Here is a 16241-nt window from a genome sequence, read left to right on the forward strand (position 1 = left end):
TGTAGCTTAAACAAATAAAGATTTGGCTCCATAGGTGCCTCCTATCAACTCTTTATTAAAACAAATTCTGGTCTGTGTAACGAAAACGTTATGATTAAAAAAAGCTGTTGTGCACAATAAATAAAATGTAACTTAGACATTTAATAAACCTTAAATTCATGCAAAAATTTCTTAATCGTTTTATAATTGCTGTGCAGTTGTCCGGCTTGCTTTGCGTTTGGCGGCCGGCAATTGTTTCAGCATCAACCCCCAATATTAACAATCAACCAACCCAGCAAGGCGATGTATCGTTTTCATATGGCCCTGCCGGTACTATCCGTTACGATCAAAAAGGCGGCACCTTCTCTATTATCGAAAACGGCAAAATTATACTCAGCAATTGTTTTAGTAAAGCCGGCATCAACGGAAAACTTATTACTTCAAAGGAGTACAAAAACATTTCTTACAATAAAACATTGGTAACCGATGGCTTTGGGAAAGGTGTAAAACATAGCTTTACTCTAACCGGTAATAATTTACCTAACATGGTACAAGTGTTTTATACCTATCCATCGCATAAAGGTTACTTTTTAGTAGAGGTTTATGTTGAGGGTAAAAACCTGAAAACAAATTACATGGAGCCGATAGCCGGAAATATGGCTGCAATCCCCGGCGATACCCGTTCCCTCTTTGTACCTTTTGATAACGATACATTCATCAGCTATAACTCAAAAACCTTCAAAGCACCGCTAACCAATACCAGTGCCGAGGTAGGGACAGTTTTTGATAACAAAAGCCGCAAAGGCTTAGTGTTTGGATCTGTGGAACACGAGATCTGGAAAACCGGCGTGCGCACCGTTGCAAAAAAAGACAGCGCCAATACGTTTGAAGTATGGGGTGGTTATACCGAAGAAGCCGTAAACCGTGATAAAATTGCTCATGGTTTTATCAGCGGCAATACAGTTAAATCGCCTAAGGTATTTGTTGGCTGCTTTGCCGACTGGCGCAACGGTATGGAGGAGTTTGGGAAAGCCAACCGAATTGCCGAGCCTCCTTACATCTTTAACTGGACAAAACCTACCCCTGTTGGCTGGAACAGCTGGGGTGTTATGCAGGAAAAACTGAATTACGACAAAGCCATTAAAGTAACCGACTTTTTTGCCGATAGCATTCCGGCCTTCCGCAATGGCAATACTGCATTTATTGATCTGGATTCGTTTTGGGATAATATGATCAGCGGTGGCTGGGAAGGAGATTTTAGCAAGCTGAAATCATTTGCCGATTACTGCAAATCAAAAGGCTTACAACCCGGCGTGTACTGGGCTCCATTTACCGATTGGGGATGGCAGGGCGGCCCCGATCGCAAAGTTTTAGGAAGCAACTACACCTATGGTGAAACGTGGACAAAGGTTGGCGACAGCTATCATGACATTGACGGTGCCCGCGCAACCGATCCAACCCATCCGGGTACCTTGCAACATATCGACTATGTGATTGGCAAACTAAAAGCCTGCGGCTTTAAAATGATCAAGATAGACTTTTTAGGCCATGCGGCAGCCGAATCAAGTCATTTTTATGACCCGAAGATCACCACGGGTATGCAGGCCTGTAAAAAAGGAATGGAACACCTGATTGATCAGTTGGGTGATCAGATGCTGGTTTATGCGGCCATCTCCCCCAGCCTGGCAACCGGCCGTTACGCCCACATGCGGCGCATTGCATGCGATGCCTTTAAAACCATAAAGGATACCCGTTATACATTAAACAGCGTAAACTATGGCTGGTGGCAAACTTATCTATACAATTATATTGATGCCGACCATGTTGTACTTTCAACCGAAAGCGAAGGCGCAAACAGGGCAAGGATGCTCTCGGCAATTGTTACAGGAACGTTCATAACAGGCGATGATTTCTCTACGCATGGTCAATGGAGCGATCGGGCAAAAGCTATGTATCAAAACCCCGAAGTTTTAAAGATTGTACAAAACGGAAAAGCTTTCAGACCGGTTGAGGGGAATACTGAAACAGGAACAACGGAGCAGTTTTCAATCAATATTGGCAATAGCTTTTACCTGGCGCTGTTCAATTACGGTGATACCGATAAAGCTTATACTATCGACCCGAAAAGGATTGGTCTTGATCCAGGGAAAACAGCAAATGCGAAGTCGTTACTGAAAGGTACTAACGTAAATACAAAAGTCGTTTTAGTAAAAGCAGGAGATGCTGAATTATTAAAATTTGATCTGAACAAATAAACACGGCAAAGGCGCCGGCAACAGATTCCCCTTTAATCGCCGGACGCCTTTTGAGGGGATGAACCCTGTATCGTTTTAACTGTTTAGCTTAACTGATTTTGCCCGTTTGCATGCAAGCGGGCATTTTGATTTTTTGGCGTTTATACAGCATTTGTTTTTATTGTGTTTCATGCTTGCCACATTGCTTTTTTCTATTTGGAGCGAAGAAAAAAACAATCCCCCGGTGACGGCCAATATGGTAAAAAATTTCATAGCAGTAGGTTTTAACTTAAGAGACGATATTTTTTGGAGAATGTTACAGTAAAGAAGCCAAATGTTGATTTTCGCATATTTTCGGACAAAACCATAATTCAATGTCATTGCGAGAAGGAACGACGAAGCAATCGCACGGAAGCATAGCCGCCCTGTATAACACGCGATTGCCGTGCGACGCCTATAATGACGTGATTGTAAGTTATTGATTATTAGCTATGTTTTTGTTAACGGTTTTATGAATATGGGCGTTGCCTGCGGCCCGTGCTATCCGCTCATACTGCACGGGCATTAGCCACAAGGCCGGTATCCCAATGTCATTAAGTTAAGGGATTGACAGGTTGCACCAGAGGTGCAAAAGGTTTGTAGAAATAAGAGATTTGTGTGTCTTAGTGTGCCGGAGGTACACAACTCCGGTGTTCCGTACCTCTGGCACGGTTATTTTCGGTAAATGATATTGCTACAAACCTGTTCCCCCTCTGGGGGATTTTTCTTAACTTAATGACATTGGCCGGTATCCGCTACTATCACTAACGCGGCCCTCGCACACCATCGCTGAAATATATTTTATACGTCATTACGTTTTTTTTCAAGGTTTTCCCCTGATGGTTCCTCGCAATGACATAGTTTTTATGTTCTATTCATCCATCTGCCCCTAAAAGCAAAAAGTCAGTGACCTCGCGTTACTGACTTTTTCATTAACTATTAACTGACCAAATATCCTTAACAAAAAACTATCTGGTACTACAAACATAGGGTGTTAAAGGCGTGCTACATGTGTGAAAAGCACCATCCTAACACAAAAAGAAAACTCTTATTATGCTGATTGCCTGTACTTTAACGGCGTTATCTTATAATGCGTGCGAAATAACCTGATGAACGAACTCGGGCACTCAAAACCCACCATGCCAACTACCTCATTTACAGGGTAGCGGGTATCTTTAAGCAACATCAACGAGCGTTTTAAACGCAGCTGTATCAAAAACTGGTGCGGTGTTAAACCAAAAGCCTGCTTAAAAGTGCGCAGCAAATGGTTAACCGAAAGACAGGCATGCTCGGCGAGATCTTCAAGGCTAATATTCTGATTATAATTACTGTACAGGTACTCCTTAGCCAGATTGAGACGGCGCAGGATCTCAACCCTGGTGCCCTGGTTTAAAAAGTCGAGTTTTTCGGCTTTTCTGCAGATCTCGTCATTATAAATATGAAAATAATTGATGAGCGTGTGGTGCAGGTATTCGTTAATCAGCATTTCGTCCTGCATTCCATTGTCCAGATGTTGTTTCAGGTGAAATACATTGTATTTTATATCACCCGCAAAAGGATATATGGTTTCATTAAATTCGGGCTGTGCCTTGCTGTTGCCATAGCCTTTATTTAACAGGTTATCATCACCAAATGTCCAGCAATCTTTAAAATCCTGCAAAAACTGCTGATCAAAATTAATGGCAAACGACTGTACCTGCTGATCAAGGTCAGTATCGGTTGAATATTGAGTGCCCCTGTTCAGGATTAAAAATGAATCGGGGTAAATAGATAAATGCCTGCGGCCAATATCATAACGTTCATTACCGCTTAAAACAAAGCGAAGGCTTAAATCTGAAGTATACTGCGGCCCTTGTCTCTGGCCGCCGGTGCGGCTTACAATCTTATTGTTGTTGCGTAATACTTTTGAATAGTCCATTGTGATATGATTTTATTGTTCGTTATAATTTCTTTCTTCCAGTAACATAAATTTGTTGCCCGCCGGGTCTAAAAATTCGGCTGCCAATCCTGCCGGTAAATAGGCCGGCGATTTGCAAAAGAACACTCCTGCCGTCCGGAGCACATGATAATCGTTCAAACAGTCGGTTGTGTTAATGATAATATTACTCTTATCACTGTTGCTGTCATTATTAGTTACAAGCAAAGCCACATTTAATTTATCCGACCGTATCACCGTACTTTCCCTACCCTCGTAAAATGTCATTGTACCTGTTATTCTGAAACCTAACTTTTGAGTATAGAAGTCTAATTGTCCCTCAAAATCGGCAGTGTGCACAGGTATATATTTCAATTTCATGTTACAGTAGTTATTAACGGAAACCAGATTTAATAATGGAAATCAACCTGTTGGCCAGGGGCAGCGTACAGGATAATTTTTTGAAGCGGGTTTACAGTAGCCGGTCAGTTAAAACTACTTAACATATCAAAGGTACTTTACCGGCGGGGGGATAGTATCCCCCTATTTGGGGGATTTGTGAATTAATGAAAATAAGCGTTTGGATTGATCATCAGAATTGTTGGTAACAACAAGTGTTCGGAAGATTAAAAAAGCAGGGATTGTGCAATTCCCTCTCTTGGGAGGGTGTAGGGAGGGGTTTCGACGGCAGACTTATCTGCTTAACGACGCATAAACCCCTCCCTCCCACTACACAACGCTGCCGCACCCCTCCCCAAGGAGGGAATTGAAAAATCTTCCGAACCCCATGGTGACAATACCCAAAAGGGCAGAATTGCTATAAAATCATGCCATTGCGAGGCACGAAGCAATCGCACGGAAGCCTGGCCGCTCTGTATAGCATGCGGTTGCCACGCTACGCTCGCAATGACATGGTTTTTCCTTATATCAATTTATTCTGCCTTGCCAGTTTAATAGCATCGGCGCGGGAGTTTACGTCAAGCTTAAGGTAGATATTTTTGATATGGCTGCGAACAGTTTCAAGATCAATAAACAATTCATTAGCAATCTGGCCGCGGCTTTTGCCCTCACCTATCAGTTCAAGAATCTGAGTTTCACGCTTGGATAAAGGCGATTCCTGGTTTTTTTGAAACGAGCGGATTACCAGGCGCGCAATATTAATGCTCATCGGGCCTCCACCTTCCCGCACCTCTTTTATGGATTCGATGATTTTGGTTGAAGGGGTATTTTTAGTAAGGTATCCCGAAGCACCGTTTGCCAATGCGTTAAAGATTTGCTTTTCCGATTCATAAACGGTCAGGATCAGGATATAGCAATTGGGCAGTAACTTTTTTAATTTAGGAATAGCATCAATGCCATTAACACCGGGCAGTTCTATATCCAGCAGTATTACATCTGGTTTATCTGTAGCTATTTTCTTTGAAGCCTCATCATATGAACAGTAAGTGCTGATCACATCATAACCCTCTGTAGCGCCAATTAAAAAGGCATAGCCATCGCGCAGGGTTTCATCATCCTCAATAATACTTACTTTAATGGTACGCCCCATATTTAATTACTTAGTTGATTTTTACTAAACTTTAACGTCACTGACGTGCCTTTACCAGCTTGTGAGTTAATAAGCAATGACGCATTGATACGTTTAGCGCGGGCGTTAATATTATTGATGCCCCGCCCGCGATGGGCTGCGTTGCTGTCAAACCCTTTACCATCATCTGTTACCTTCATTGCAATCGCGTTTTTATCACTTTGGTCAAGTTCAAAAATCACCAGCCCTGCATCGGCATGTTTAAGGATGTTATTTAACAGTTCCTTAAATATCATGGTGATATTACGACTATACTCCATAGGTAACTTTACCAGCTGAATGTCCTCATCAAGGGTGGCAAACTCAAAATCAACAGGCACATCATGAAAAACCTCTATCCCAATCTCGCGGATATGGTTGAGGGTTTCATACAGGTTATCGCTTTTAGGGTCAAGTGCCCACAGGATATCCTTTGTGCCGTTGTATAATGATGCCGCGTTTTGTTTGATCTGATCAACAATTCCACGCTGATCCGCCTGCTCCTTGTCTATTTTAGCATTCAGTATCTCTGATAAGACGGTGATCCGGGTTAATTTGTTACCCAGATCATCATGAAAATCTTCGGCTGTTTGCTGGCGAATCTTTAGCTTCTCTTCACGCTTCATGGCTTCAATGGCCTTTTCACGTTTTATTTTACGCTGATGTACCAAATTCTGCACTCCAAAACCAAGAAACACCAACAATACGATAGCTAATAGCCTGAACGTAAATGTTTGATAAAAAGGCGGAATTATAACAAAACTAAAACTGGCCATTTGCGGAGACACCTGCCCATCCGGGCTTATTGCCTTTACCTTAAATGTATATGTACCCGGCGGCAGCGAAGGGTAATTAACCACATTATTACGCATAGGCGAACTGAAGGCGCTATCAAGCCCAACCAGTTTATATTGGTAAGATACGGCATCCGGGTTTTTGAGATAAACTCCTAAGAAAGATATTGATAAATGATTTTGGTTATGCTTTAACTCGGCCCAGTCATTCAGATCAATTGAAGAACGTTTTTCTCCGTCCTCTTTCATGAGCTGTACCGATTTAATGAACACATGCGGCGGTGGCGACGCAACCATTTTTGTCATAGTATTATACACCATAACGGCTTTGGTTGTGCTGATCCAAACCTGGCGGCCGCGGTGCATAATGGCATTTTGATTGGCTTCAACCACAGGTTCTTTTGAGCCTATATTGTCAATTACCCAAAAAGTTTTCTTTGCCGGATTATACTGCATCCGGTTGATCCCGCGGCCTGTACCCATCCAAAGCCTACCGCGTTCATCGGCAACAAGGCTGTAAATACTGTTGGCCTTGAGGCCGTCATCTATATTATAAATATGAACCGCCCCGGTTGTCATATCCCAGGTATATAAGCCGCTGTCGTCGGTACCAACCAGCAGCAGGTCGCGGTACCGGATCATGCTGTAAACCGCAGTAGCCGGAAATGATTTAAGTTTGAACGAAGGAACTATTTTTTTATTTACGGCAAGCATGACCCCACCTTGTGTTCCTATCAAAACCGAATCACGCCCCATACCAAGCATTGAAGCCGAATACGAAGGAATGCCCTCCAGCTGTTTCAATTCGCCATTTTGATAATAAAAACAGCCCATGGAAGTAGCCAGCCAGATAGTGCCGTCATCAGTGGCAGTAATAAAGTTGTAAGCAAAGCCCGAACTGTTTTTTATCTGCCTGAAACCGCTTTTATCATACTGCCATAACCCGGTTTGACCGGTACCTATCCAAACAGTACCATTTTTATCGGTATATAAACTTTGTACCCCCTTTAAATATGGCGAACCTGTTGGTACCGGTACTTCACTGGTCTTTTTTCCGTCATACCGCAAAAGACCAGCCCCATCAATCCCCATTAAAACATTGTGGTTCCAATCCTCAGTAACCGACATTACAATTTTTGAATCCGGGATTCCCTGTGTACGATCAAATACGGTATATCTGTCGCCTTCACAGCGGTAAAGGCCATTACCAAGGCTGCCCAACCATAAGTTTTTATCGGCATCAAAATAAATATCGGGGATAGAGTTATCGGTAAGCCCGTTTGATGAGTTGTAGTGGATCACCTCATCATCGTCCATAATACAATAGGCACCATTGTCGGTACCCAACCAGATATTGGCATCGGCATCCTGTTCAATACATAAAAGCTGCCCTTTTATTTTTTCGGTGATGTTTTTTTGATCCAGTGGCTTAGCAACCCCATCTTTTGCACACAATAAACTTGAGCGGGTTAAAAGGTAAGTTTTGTTTTTATCAAAACGATCGAAAAAAATGCGCTTAATAATCTGTTCTTCATACTGCGGGCCTACGTCTATTGCGTGCTCCCATTTTTGCCCTTTAAGGCGATATATTCCCTTTTTGTAAACAGCTGCGTAAAGTGTGCCTGTGCTGTTAACGGCCAAACTGGTAATAAAAATATCAGGATCATCGCCGATGGGCACGTGCTGCATCTTATTATTTTTAATCCTGAACAGTGCGCCGGCAGATGTTACCCAGATAGTTCCATCCCCGTCCTGGGTTATATTACCTACAAAATAGCGCTTCAGGGGGGTATCGGGCTTATACTTTATAATGCGCCCATGGTAAAGCCTTGCAAGCCCATTCATTGTACCAAACCAGGTACAGCCACCTTTATCCGAAAAAATGGTTGCAACGTAGTTATCAGGTAAACCGGTTAAACGGGTATAAGCCGTAAAATCCTTTCCATCAAAACGACAGGCGCCGCCAAACGTACCTATCCATAACCGATGATCGGTATCCATCGATAGCTTATTGATTTGCGACTGGATGAGCCCATCCTCAATATCATAGTGCGCAAAAATGTATTTCTGTGCGTAGGTCCGGCCTGTAAACAACACCATACAAACCAGCAAACACAAAAACAGAAAAACGGGGAAACGGGATAGCTTATTCAATTAAAAACGTAATTTAAATTACCTGTATGGGGGTACAATTAAAAAGTTAAATTAAAGCTAATTAAAATAAAAAAAATCACCCCAATAGGGTGATTAATTATTATGAGTTAAGGAAGTAAAATTTAGTTTTTAGCTACAACAGAATTATCGTTGGTTAAAGGCGTTTTTATATCCTCAAACATTTTACAAACCTGGGTAATTTTCCAGTCCTGTTTATCATTTTTTTCGATGATCAGGTAATCATGCTGCGAACAGTTTTCATAATTAAAATCAACCCGGGCAATCACCATAGCATCGCTTTTGGCTAATACCTCATAGCTTGACGCACAGTTTTGTTGTGTGCCAGCGTCCTTTTTCATCATGCTTACCAGGTCGTCTTTTTCCTGTACAAGTACCTTTTCACCGCGGGGGATCTTCAATACAGAATTTTCGCTCATTATTGATTTTAATTTCTTGAAGTTAGAGGTCATATGGCTGTCAATGAAATCGCGGATCACACTGGTATACTCAGTTTCGGCTGTTGGCCGGCCATAAATGGTGCTGGCAGATAATAACCCTACTATACATGCCAATAAAAATTTATTTTTCATCTGTGATATTTTTTGATCAAATGTGGGCAGGGTTTCATCAAAAAAATATGCACATCACACCTAAGCAACCCGGTTGCAGGGGCTCATAGCTACCTAAACAGCAAGCAGGTGTTTTTCGCCTATCAAGTTCATTTTTCGCACATTTTTAGCAGTGAATATCTAATCGCAAGCCTTTTTCAGATAATTCTTTAATTATCGATAAACAATACCAGAACCTGCATGGATATTTAAATCTATACGAAAATATTTTTATTTTTGAGAGCGTCGTTCACCTATAAAACCCCCACTGCAACTTGGAACCTACCGAAAACTTTTTCCGAAGTATTGTTGAGGCATCACCCTTTCCAGTATACATGTGTATGGGTAAGGATAAGCTTATAGCCATAGCCAACGAAGCTGCCCTAAAAGCATGGGGGAAGGACAAAACAGTAATTGGAAAACCGTTTGATGAAGCACTGCCCGACCTCGATGGCCAGCCATTCAGCAGCCAGATAAGCGAGGTGTACCATACCGGCGAAACCTACTACGGTAACAATGAGCCGGCTGAATTTATAATTAACGGAAAGCGGCAAATCAGTTATTACAAGTTTACCTTTCAGGCTGTGCGTAACACACAGGGAAAAATTGTGGGTGTTATTTGTTTCTCGACCGATGTTACCGAAATAGAGCATGCACGGCAGGCTATGGAAGAGAGCCGGCATACTTTGTATAACATGGTGAAACAGGCGCCGATAGGCATCTGCATTGTTAACAGTGATAACCTGGTAATTGAAGTAGTTAACGATTCATACCTTGAGCTTGTTGGCCGAAAACGTGCAGAAATGGAAAACCGGGGCATTTGGGACGCCATACCGGAGGCTGCAGATCTATACGGCCCCGTAATGGACAATGTTATTGAAACAGGCCGGCCAATTACTGCCAAAGAACATAAATTATTACTGGTACGCAATGGGATACCAGAAATGGTGTTTGTTGATTTTGTATACGAGCCCATCAGAGGTTTTGACGGCGAAATCAGCGCTATTATGGTCATCGCTATTGACGTAACTGAAAAGTTTTTTGCCCGGCGTAAAATTGAAGAAGCCGAAGAAAGGGCAAGGCTTGCAGTTGAAGCCGCCGAAATTGGCACCTTTGACCTCGATTTGGTTACTGATGAGATCCTTACATCTGAAAGGTTTAACATTATTTTTGGTGTTGGTCCTGATGCACCGCGCAATTTATTTTTAAAAGCGCTGCATCCCGATGATGTTGAATTGCGCAATAACGCACATAAAACGGCTCTCACCACCGGAAAGTTGTTTTATGAGGCAAGGATTATCTGGCCTAATGGCTCTACACGCTGGATAAGGGCGCAGGGCAAGGTTTATTACGGTTCAGTAAACAAGCCATTACGTATCTTGGGCACTTTGCTGGATATTACCGATTTTAAACATTTGCAACAGCAAAAAGACGATTTTATCAGCGTAGCCAGCCATGAGCTAAAAACGCCAATGACATCGATCAAAGCATCGATGCAATTGCTGGACAGGCTGATCAAGGTTGATCCTTCATCTGATAAGATCCCCCAGTTTATTAACCGCGGCAACAGCAGCTTAAATAAGATGCAGCAATTGGTTGATAGTTTGCTCAATGTATCAAAAATAACGGCCGGACAGCTATCGTTACATAAAACACATTTTCCCGCTGCGCAAATGATCAATGAATGTTGTGATCATATCAGGCTTGCAGGTACGCATGAATTAGAGCTCACCGGAGATACCGAACTTCTGCTATTTGCCGATAGGCAACGAATTGACCAGGTTGTTGTTAATTTCGTGAACAACGCAGTTAAATACGCACCCGAAAGCAATCATATCATCATCAACATTACCAAACAGGATGGCGAAGCCAAAATATCTATTCAGGATTTCGGCAAAGGTATTCCGGCCGATAAAATCCCGCATTTATTTGAGCGGTACTATAGGGTTGACACCTCAGGAATTCAGTACTCAGGCCTCGGACTTGGTTTATACATCAGTGCCGAGATCATTGACCGCCATGGTGGCCAAATGGGTGTTGAAAGCGAAGTTGGTAAAGGCAGCACTTTTTGGTTTACATTACCTCTAAATGGAATCTAACAAAACCCGATTGGCTAAACCTGCGTATAGGGATTATAACAGATCTCCCAGCAATTACCTTCCGGATCGGCAATAAAACCGGCATAGCCTCCCCAAATGTTTCGGCAGGCTGCTTTTGTATTTGCACGCCCGCTTGATCTAATTGGGCTATTGTTCTATCAACATCGGTCTTTGAGGCAAGATTTATGGTAAGATAAAAACGTTTACTCCCATCATTATTGCTTATATTTGTATACTCTGCAAAAAATAGCTCACTACATAGTGTGAGTACCAAATTATCAAGCTTTAACATTACCAGCCTTTCGTTTTCAGCAAGAATTTGCCACCCAATTTTCTGGATATAAAATGCTTTGATAGCGTCGAGATCTTTAACAGCAATAGTAACAGCCGCTACCTGAGTTTGCATAGTGTAATTGGTTTAATTGCCATTATTTCTCTTAAAACTCAGGATCAACAGGTTTCATTACACACTCAAATTTAATCGCCAGTTAATACAGCCCGGTTAAATTTAGTTAACCAAACATATAAACATGCAAGTCAATTATTTTACAGTAGGCATTGTAATAGCCCTGTTAATAACATTAATAGTATGGATAGTTAAAACCGACCGCAAAGACGAAAAAAACTTTGAACAACAACTTATTGATCAGGAACTTAAACCCAGGGAACAACCTAAACCGCAAAAGGCCGATAAAGCTATGTAATTGGGTAAAACCCGCTATCAACTAACGTATTTTTACGTACCGCTTTACAGCATCCTTTTTATAAATTTCACAACCCAACCTAACATCTATCTCATGGCAGCAGATAAAACTTCAGATCAGCAAGTATTTTATGTAGGACTTTGTATGGCCGGCGCCGTATCTGCCGGAGCTTATACAGCAGGTGTTATCGATTATCTTCTACAGGCATTGACCGAATGGGACAAGCGTCGCGGCCAGCCCGGCGTTCCATCTCATAGGGTGCAGATTCCGGTAATGGGCGGCGCATCGGCAGGTGGTATGACCAGTATCATGGCAGCTTCATCGCTCAATAACCCTATAACCCATATCGACAAACCATCGGGCGATATTTTAGCCGAACACCCTGAAAATAAACTTTACCACTCCTGGGTCGATCTTGTTCAGGCTGATATGTTCTCGAAAATGCTTGATACATCCGACATCAAAAACTCTGGCGTAATATCGGCCCTCAACTCCGATTTTATCAATGATGTTGCTAAGCGCGTTGTTTCTGCCGATCCGAAACAATGGCAGCCTACACCGGCCTATATCAAACCTGGTTTAAAGATCTTTACTACGCTTACCAATCTTCAAGGCTACGCCTACAACGTTCCGTTTAACACCTCATCGCTGCAGCGTACCAAATATAATATGCGCATCCATAATGATTACGCATGTTTTCAGCTAACCGAAAATGCTATTGCCGGGCATAACGACGGTTGGATGCCGCTGGATCTGAAAAATAAAGTCAACACTGATATAGCTGCCGACGCCGCCATGGCTACCGGTGCTTTTCCTGTTGGCCTGCAATCGCGCATAGTTAAACGTGATGCCCAATATGTAAACAATAACCCATGGTTAAGCAATTACCTTACTAATAGCCCTATTGATGCCGGCGCATATCAAACGCTGAATGTTGACGGCGGTATGATCAATAACGAACCTTTTGATAAAGTCAGAAGCGTTTTGGACGACCTTACCGGCCAGCCCGATACAGATTACAATAACTTTAACAAGTTTATTTCAACGGTGCTGATGATTGAGCCATTCCCTACCCAGGCACCAACCCCAATCTCGCAATCAAGGGCTATATCAAATGTAGTGGGCTTAACCCTGTCGTCCATGCTGTCGCAAATGCGCTCAAAGGCTGTTAACATTAAAGATGCTATGGACGAAGATTGCGCAGGTCAGTACCTGATCACACCATCGCGAAGGGTAGATACGCCGGATGGTAAATCAACCGACCTAACCGGCGAACAAGCCATAGCATGCGGTGCGCTAAGCGGGTTTAGCGGATTTTTAAATAAAGAGTTCAGGGTACATGATTTCTTTTTAGGGCGGCACAACTGCAAAATCTTTTTACGCGATTACTTTACCATACCGGCTAAGGCGCTTACAACTAATCCGATATTTGTTGATGGTTATGCCAATGCTGATAAAGCTAAGTATAAATCAACCCAAAGTGATAGCTACCAGATCATCCCTGTATTTGAGAATGACATTAAATTCCCCGATATCAAGTTCAGTTCGGGGAACAACTGGCCCACTATTAAAGAACAGGATATTGACAGGTTTAGCGGTGGCTTAAAAGATAGAATCCAGACCATTATGCTCAATGTAGCAGACCTTGGCTGGCTTACCAAAAGCCTGTTGTGGATAGGCGCCAAGGTGATCCTGAACCGGATGGTAACCAACAAAATTATGGTAGTGATAAAAGGCGAACTTAAAACCTGGAAACTGCTGCCGTAACAGTATAAACAAGACTTACGAAGTTTTAAAAACTTCGTAAGTCTTTAACGGTTTTTAAACCGCCTTAAATACTACTATTCCGTTATGCCCGCCAAAGCCAAAAGTATTGCTCATGGCTACTTTTACTTTATGGTCGATGGCATCTTTCAATACAAACTTCAATGTGTCCGGAATCGCAGGATCCAAAGTTGTGGTATTGATTGTTGGCGGTATAATTTGGTTTTCGATTGATTTTATAGCAGCGATAGCTTCAATAGCACCGGCAGCACCAAGCAGGTGACCGGTCATTGATTTGGTTGAACCGATAATGGTGTTTGTTTCTTTACCTTTTGTAACAGCAAGCAAAGCGTTAATCTCAGACAAGTCGCCAACCGGGGTCGAGGTGGCATGCATATTCAGGTAGTCAACATCTTCAATGCTTAAGCTTGATTCAGTAAGCGCCTGTTGCATAGCACGGGCAGCCCCAAGACCTTCAGGATGTGTTGCAGTCATGTGGTAAGCATCGGCAGTCATTGATGCCCCGGTTACCTCTGCGTAAATATGTGCGCCGCGGGCAACGGCATGATCATAATCTTCCAATACCAGGGCACCAGCGCCTTCGCCCATAACAAAACCATCACGGTCGATATCAAATGGCCTTGAGGCATGCTGCGGGTCGTTATTACGGCCCGACATCGCTTTCATCGAGCTAAATCCGCCAATAGAAGCCGGCGTAATAGGCGCTTCCGAACCTCCTGTAACAATGATTTTAGCCTTACCTAAACGGATGTAGTTAAAAGCATCCATAATAGCAGTATTAGAGGTAGCACAGGCCGAAACGGTGGTATAATTGATCCCCATAAAACCATTACGGATAGAGATCATGCCCGAAGCCATATTAGAAATGAACTTAGGTACAAAGAAAGGGCTAAACCTTGGCTGTCCGTTACCTCTCGCATATTCAGTTACCTGTTCCTCAAAAGTCTCCATACCGCCTTGTCCGCTGCCCCAGATGATGCCAACATCAAAGGGGTCCATTTTGCTCAAATCAAACCCCGAATCTTTGATAGCTTCATCGGCTGCCACAAGTGCATATTGGGTAAAGGTATCGGTACGTTTTAGTTCGGCTTTATCCAGGTGATCTGTAATATTGAAATCTTTCAGTTCGCAGGCAAATTGCGTACGGAACAATGATGCATCAAAACGGGTGATAGTTGCGGCACCACTTTTACCGGCAATTAAGTTTTGCCAATAAGTTTTTACATTATTTCCAAGCGGAGTCAATGCGCCCAGACCTGTTATAACTACTCTGTTTAACATGATGGTTTTATTAAAATCGGCGCAAAGATATAACAATATACCAAATGGTATTTTGATATTTCGATACGAACCGGTTTTACATGCTGAAAATTACCAGGTTATGGCATGACCAAAAGTCAAAACAGTTCAAAAACCATCGATATTGAAGCAAATAAGTGGATTGAATTATTTCCCAAAAATCCTATTTAAATCCGAATAAGGCATGGCATTATCCACAAAACTATAACCGCCCTGTGCAATCTCAATAGCAGCACGCTGAAAAGCGCCCAAAGCCGCCCTCGCCAATGCAGAACCAAGGCTTACCCTTTTTACGCCCAGATCGCCAAGTTCATTAAAGCTGATATCAAAACCGGCCGAGCCAAGCACAATATTTATAGGTTTAGGTGCAACAGCTTTTACTACTTCACTTATTTGCTCTCTTGTTTTAAGTCCCGGCGCAAAAAGCACGTCGGCCCCGGCATCGGCATAGGCAACCAGTCGCCTGATGGTATCCTGCAGGTCTATTTTACCGTGGATCAAATTTTCGGCCCTGGCCGTCAACGTAAAATGAAAAGGCAGACTTCGCGCCGCCTCAACAGCAGCCTTTACACGTGCAACCGAAAGGTCGAAATTGTAAATTGGATCCTGATCATTCCCCGTGGCATCTTCTATCGAACCACCAACTAACCCCACGCCGGCCGCGGCTAAAATTGTTTCGGCACAGATTTCCGGTGTATCGCCAAAACCATTCTCCAAATCGGCAGCTACCGGTAAATGAGTGGCATTGATAATAGCGCGGGCGTTATCAAGTGTTTCGTTAAGACTAACCAGGGCGTGCCCATCCGGACGGCCAAGTGCGTAAGCCAACCCGGCACTTGTAGTGGTAAAAGCCTCAAAACCTAAGCCGGTTAAAATTTTGGCCGAACCAGCGTCCCAGGGGTTGGGGATAATAAATAAACCATCGCGCTCATGCAGGACTTTAAAAACTTCAGCTTTTTGATTTTGGATATTATTTATTGCAGATGACATTTGAAGGCAGATTAGTATTTCCCTAAGTTAAGTTAAAAATTAGTCCGTAGTCATAAGCCTTAAGTCAAAAAGCA

General features: G+C 42.8%; 12 protein-coding genes. 4 read left to right on the top strand and 8 right to left on the bottom strand.

What is annotated here, in order from left to right:
* The first annotated feature begins 158 nt into the window (after positions 1 to 158).
* Entirely contained in the window at positions 159 to 2234 is a 2076-nt protein-coding gene (locus AC59JO_RS23205; protein WP_497308323.1) for an alpha-amylase family protein, read from the top strand.
* Positions 2235 to 3303: 1069 nt separating this feature from the next.
* Here the strand turns inward: AC59JO_RS23205 and AC59JO_RS23210 are convergent.
* The 5 genes from AC59JO_RS23210 to AC59JO_RS23230 all read right to left on the bottom strand — a co-directional run bounded on the left by AC59JO_RS23210 (position 3304) and on the right by AC59JO_RS23230 (position 9272).
* Positions 3304 to 4170 carry a helix-turn-helix transcriptional regulator gene (locus AC59JO_RS23210; protein ID WP_413667063.1) on the bottom strand — a complete coding sequence of 289 codons (867 nt, stop codon included), beginning with the start codon at positions 4168 to 4170 and terminating at the stop codon, positions 3304 to 3306.
* 12 nt (positions 4171 to 4182) lie between these two features.
* A complete protein-coding gene (locus tag AC59JO_RS23215) occupies positions 4183 to 4548 on the bottom strand; it encodes a VOC family protein (RefSeq protein ID WP_413667062.1) in 366 nt (121 codons plus the stop codon).
* Positions 4549 to 5089: 541 nt separating this feature from the next.
* On the bottom strand, positions 5090 to 5716 hold the full coding sequence (locus AC59JO_RS23220; RefSeq protein WP_413667061.1) for a response regulator transcription factor: 627 nt from the start codon (positions 5714 to 5716) through the stop codon (positions 5090 to 5092).
* 2 nt (positions 5717 to 5718) lie between these two features.
* Positions 5719 to 8682 (bottom strand): ligand-binding sensor domain-containing protein, encoded by a 2964-nt coding sequence (locus tag AC59JO_RS23225; protein WP_497308326.1) that lies wholly within the window; start codon positions 8680 to 8682, stop codon positions 5719 to 5721.
* A 122-nt stretch (positions 8683 to 8804) separates the two neighbouring features.
* Positions 8805 to 9272, bottom strand: coding sequence for a nuclear transport factor 2 family protein (locus tag AC59JO_RS23230; RefSeq protein WP_497308328.1), 468 nt, complete (start codon positions 9270 to 9272; stop codon positions 8805 to 8807).
* Between the two features lie 293 nt (positions 9273 to 9565).
* On the opposite strand from AC59JO_RS23230, the gene AC59JO_RS23235 reads away from it, so the two are divergent.
* Positions 9566 to 11389 carry a PAS domain-containing sensor histidine kinase gene (locus AC59JO_RS23235; protein ID WP_497308330.1) on the top strand — a complete coding sequence of 608 codons (1824 nt, stop codon included), beginning with the start codon at positions 9566 to 9568 and terminating at the stop codon, positions 11387 to 11389.
* Here the strand turns inward: AC59JO_RS23235 and AC59JO_RS23240 are convergent.
* Positions 11364 to 11795: a VOC family protein gene (locus tag AC59JO_RS23240; protein ID WP_497308332.1), complete on the bottom strand. Its 432-nt coding sequence runs from the start codon at positions 11793 to 11795 to the stop codon at positions 11364 to 11366. The genes AC59JO_RS23235 and AC59JO_RS23240 overlap by 26 nt on opposite strands.
* Positions 11796 to 11919: 124 nt before the next feature.
* Between AC59JO_RS23240 and AC59JO_RS23245 the strand changes: the two genes are divergently transcribed.
* Positions 11920 to 12093: a hypothetical protein gene (locus AC59JO_RS23245; RefSeq protein WP_497308334.1), complete on the top strand. Its 174-nt coding sequence runs from the start codon at positions 11920 to 11922 to the stop codon at positions 12091 to 12093.
* A gap of 93 nt (positions 12094 to 12186) precedes the next feature.
* Positions 12187 to 13860, top strand: coding sequence for a patatin-like phospholipase family protein (locus AC59JO_RS23250; RefSeq protein WP_413667055.1), 1674 nt, complete (start codon positions 12187 to 12189; stop codon positions 13858 to 13860).
* A gap of 54 nt (positions 13861 to 13914) precedes the next feature.
* Here AC59JO_RS23250 and fabF read toward each other — a convergent pair whose 3' ends face one another.
* Both fabF and AC59JO_RS23260 read right to left on the bottom strand, forming a co-directional pair.
* A complete protein-coding gene (gene fabF, locus AC59JO_RS23255; RefSeq protein WP_497308336.1) occupies positions 13915 to 15159 on the bottom strand; it encodes a beta-ketoacyl-ACP synthase II in 1245 nt (414 codons plus the stop codon).
* A 165-nt stretch (positions 15160 to 15324) separates the two neighbouring features.
* The gene (locus tag AC59JO_RS23260) at positions 15325 to 16167 is read right to left on the bottom strand and encodes an isocitrate lyase/PEP mutase family protein (protein ID WP_497308338.1); all 843 of its coding nucleotides are present in this window, start codon (positions 16165 to 16167) and stop codon (positions 15325 to 15327) included.
* Positions 16168 to 16241: the final 74 nt, after the last annotated feature.

The organism is Mucilaginibacter sp. A5337 (assembly GCF_059690695.1).

What these genes read in the sequence shown, in the direction of transcription:
- AC59JO_RS23205 (WP_497308323.1), top strand. Translation starts at nt 159, where the DNA reads ATGCAAAAATTTCTTAATCGTTTTATAATTGCTGTGCAGTTGTCCGGC.
- AC59JO_RS23210 (WP_413667063.1), bottom strand. Translation starts at nt 4,170, where the DNA reads ATGGACTATTCAAAAGTATTACGCAACAACAATAAGATTGTAAGCCGC.
- AC59JO_RS23215 (WP_413667062.1), bottom strand. Translation starts at nt 4,548, where the DNA reads ATGAAATTGAAATATATACCTGTGCACACTGCCGATTTTGAGGGACAA.
- AC59JO_RS23220 (WP_413667061.1), bottom strand. Translation starts at nt 5,716, where the DNA reads ATGGGGCGTACCATTAAAGTAAGTATTATTGAGGATGATGAAACCCTG.
- AC59JO_RS23230 (WP_497308328.1), bottom strand. Translation starts at nt 9,272, where the DNA reads ATGAAAAATAAATTTTTATTGGCATGTATAGTAGGGTTATTATCTGCC.
- AC59JO_RS23240 (WP_497308332.1), bottom strand. Translation starts at nt 11,795, where the DNA reads ATGCAAACTCAGGTAGCGGCTGTTACTATTGCTGTTAAAGATCTCGAC.
- AC59JO_RS23245 (WP_497308334.1), top strand. Translation starts at nt 11,920, where the DNA reads ATGCAAGTCAATTATTTTACAGTAGGCATTGTAATAGCCCTGTTAATA.
- AC59JO_RS23250 (WP_413667055.1), top strand. Translation starts at nt 12,187, where the DNA reads ATGGCAGCAGATAAAACTTCAGATCAGCAAGTATTTTATGTAGGACTT.
- fabF (WP_497308336.1), bottom strand. Translation starts at nt 15,159, where the DNA reads ATGTTAAACAGAGTAGTTATAACAGGTCTGGGCGCATTGACTCCGCTT.
- AC59JO_RS23260 (WP_497308338.1), bottom strand. Translation starts at nt 16,167, where the DNA reads ATGTCATCTGCAATAAATAATATCCAAAATCAAAAAGCTGAAGTTTTT.